The following is a 2,413-nucleotide window of genomic DNA, read 5'->3' on the forward strand; positions in this document are numbered from 1 at the left end:
AGTGAAATTTTTCTTCTATTGCTCTATACGCAACAGTCAATACATTTTATGAAGCTCCAAAACAGTGAAACGCACCCTAATTCTTGGGTTTGGAGACCAAACCCCTACGATATTATAATTCTCCTAAAGGTACTTCAATTAAATCCTGAATAGTCGTAAGTCTTAACCTTTCCAATTCCTGAATCCATTCAGATTCCGAATAAAATTTTTCTTGATACTTTTTCGCCAACTCAGACTCAACAGATAAATCTATTTTTTGCCACATATTTAAAATAGCACTCCGACGTTTTATCGACATAATTAATTCTATAGTTGCTATAGTAGAACGAATTTCCAAAGGCGCTCGGAGGAGATTTTTTTTTGTCTTTTCATCTAAATGAAAAAGATGCTCTAAATTAACAAGTTTATCTGGAATTTCCCAACAACTATCCTGTAACTTTGAAATTAAATTATCTGAATCATTTGTTTCATTTTCCGAGATATTTTCTACAGCAATAATTTGCTGCCATAAAAATCTATTGTGAGAGAAACTAAACTGTAAATCTCTTGCTTCCATTGCATCTTTGACATCTTGACGATAATTCGGACAATGTAAATAAATACGCAATAATAAAGACTCTGCTTCTGCCAATAAACTTTTTTCTACAGGTGCAGATAAAACTGGCTGTGAATTACTTTTTTTCTCCTTAGCCCTAGTAAGATTTATATTATTTCGCGGATGAGATTTTAATTGTTTAGCTACGAGTAACGGCGGTGATAAAGATTCATCTTCAGATAATAGCTTTCTCCAATTAATAAAGACTTGAGTTAATAAATTTTCAGAAATTAATGAAACCCTCCGAGCATCTCCCTTGCTTAAAATTTCCGCACAATATTGTAGATAATAAGTAAGCTGACTATCATTAGTTATCTTAGTTAAAATTTTCACTATTTCTTGATTTACTTGAGCATATTCATCTGCCAGACTCAGATTTTTACTTTTTACCATATTTTGAATTTGCCAATCAATCCAAAGAGGAGAATTAATCAATAATTCCTGATACTTTTCAGCAGAATAAACTCTCAAATATTCATCAGCATCTTTCCCATCAGGAATATTCAAAACTCTTAATTGAACATCCCCACTATAAGCAAACTTTTCTATTTCTCCTATTGCTCTGTCAGTAGCTTGAATACCTGCTCGGTCAGCATCAAAATTTAAGATAATTTGTTTAGATTCCGTATAACGTAAAAGTTGTTTAATTTGAATTGAACTTAACGCCGTACCCAGAGAAGCAACAACATTATTAATACTTGAAGCATGAAGAGCTATAGCATCAAAATATCCCTCTACAATTACAACTTTATCTTGTTTAGCAATAGCAGTTTTTGCCTTATCCAAAGCAAATAAAGTTTTACCTTTATCAAATAATTCAGTCTCAGGAGAATTCAAATATTTAGGTTGTTCATCAGTTAGAGTTCTGCCACCAAAACCAATAACTCTACCTTGAACATCATTAATAGGAATTATGAGCCGATCGCGAAATCTATCGTAATAACTATTACCAGATTTTCTTGGCAAAATTAATCCAGCTTTTTCCACTAATTCCACAGGAAAACCTTTTTGTTCTACCAGATAACCATAAATAGTTTCCCAACCATTAGGAGCATAACCAAGTTGAAATTTTTGAATAGTTTCTTCGGAAATTTGACGTGAATTTTTTAAATACTCTAGAGCAACTTTTCCCTGGGGTTGTTTTAAAGCATATTGATAGAAATTATTAGCTATTGCCAATATTTCATAAAGTTTTTCCCGAAGAGAAATTTGTCGTTGAAATTCTTGTCTATTTTCTGGTGATTCTGTTTTAACTTGTATTTGATAACGTCTAGCTAAATCTAATACTACATCACTAAAAGAAGACTTACCAATTTCCATTAAAAACTTCAAAGAATTACCACCTGCTCCACAACCAAAACAATAGTACATTTGTTTAGTTGTACTAACAGTAAAACTAGGAGTTTTTTCTTCATGGAAAGGACATAATCCTACATAATCTTTCCCACGTTTCTTTAAGACAATATGTTCTGAAACAACATCATAAATATCTGCTCTTTGCTTAACTTCTGCAATAGTATCTTGATGAAAACGGAAATTATTCATATCAAATTAGGGAGTAGGGAGTAGAGAGGGATAACAAGGGTAAATTCTGAGAATAAATATAATAGGGTAATATCTAATCGGGATAATTGTCATTTCATGGAATAGTGAAATGGGGAAATATCATTTAACGACTTTTCAGATAGATGATTATATCTAGCAATTATCAATTATTTCCCCCAAAAAAACTGTAGTGTTTTGCTCTCCTTTCCCCAAGATAAAATGGGATTGATCAACCAAAACTTGTTAGATAAAATCTGACCACCTATTTACCGA

At 32.0% G+C, this 2,413-nt stretch carries 1 protein-coding gene; it reads right to left on the reverse strand.

Annotation, left to right across the window (positions count from 1 at the left end):
- Window positions 1-112: 112 nt before the first annotated feature.
- A complete protein-coding gene (gene dnaG / locus ACP6PK_RS03420; protein WP_426557768.1) occupies window positions 113-2,140 on the reverse strand; it encodes a DNA primase in 2,028 nt (675 codons plus the stop codon).
- Between the last annotated feature and the right edge of the window lie 273 nt (window positions 2,141-2,413).

The sequence above is a fragment of the Dapis hubbardiae BLCC-M172 genome, assembly GCF_050016015.1.
Lineage (GTDB): Bacteria > Cyanobacteriota > Cyanobacteriia > Cyanobacteriales > Microcoleaceae > Trichodesmium.

Bases quoted from the DNA above. Each gene is read 5' to 3' on its own strand.
- dnaG (WP_426557768.1), bottom strand. From the start codon at position 2,140: ATGAATAATTTCCGTTTTCATCAAGATACTATTGCAGAAGTTAAGCAA.